We start from the raw sequence: 903 nt of genomic DNA on the forward strand, positions 1-903 counted from the left end.
ACCAAATCAAACTAATCGAGGTAATCCGTTATGAGCTATATACATCTTACTATAAAAGAACGCGAAATGCTTATGTGTTTAAGAGCAAAGGGACTTTCTATCCGAGCAATTGCGCTTCGCTTGGGGCGTTGTCCGAGTACCATTTCTCGAGAATTAAAACGTTGTTCTGGAGAATACTCTGCTAGTGATGCCGAACGTGATTATCGTAAAAAACGACAAAATTGTCACAAACCACTGTTGTTAGATGTTCATTCACAGTTATGTCAAAAAATTGCTCACTATATTCTAGAGTCCCATTGGTCTCCTGAACAAATCGCTTCGCGATTTAGAAAAGAAGGCCAATGGTGTGTGAGTTATAACACCATCTATCGCCACATCTACAGGCATAATTTAGGTGAGAAGTTTTCATCACACGGTGATACAGGTATTAAAAGACACTTAAGACATAAGCACCGCACACGCCACCCTAAAGACACTAGAAAACACCAGGAACCAAAGACTAATTATCTTTCAATTCATGATCGTCCTAAATTCATTAATGATCGTCAACGGATTGGCGATTGGGAAATTGATACTGTAATGGGAAAAACAGGACACTCTGTTTTATTAACCGTAGTTGATCGTTTAAGTCGGCTGGTGCTAATTAAAAAGATTAACCACAAAGAAACTAGCGACGTTAACCAAGGATTAGTGGATCTTTTAGGCTCCATTCCTAAAGAGTTTGTCCACTCGCTAACTCCAGATCATGGCCGAGAATTTCTTGGCTTGAACGAAGTTCAAGAACGTTTAGGAGTAACCATCTATTGGCCGGACCCATATTCACCAGAACAACGAGGTACCAATGAAAACACTAATGGGCTGATTAGAGAGTATTTTCCCAAAAGAACCGACATTGATAATTAC

The 903-nt window shown here is 39.6% G+C and carries 1 protein-coding gene; it reads left to right on the forward strand.

The window, feature by feature from the left end:
- Positions 1–30: 30 nt before the first annotated feature.
- On the forward strand, positions 31–903 hold an 873-nt coding region (locus QOR82_RS09115; RefSeq protein WP_283584420.1), incomplete at its 3' end, for an IS30 family transposase.

It is taken from the genome of Limosilactobacillus difficilis (assembly GCF_947387495.1).
Taxonomy (GTDB): domain Bacteria; phylum Bacillota; class Bacilli; order Lactobacillales; family Lactobacillaceae; genus Limosilactobacillus; species Limosilactobacillus difficilis.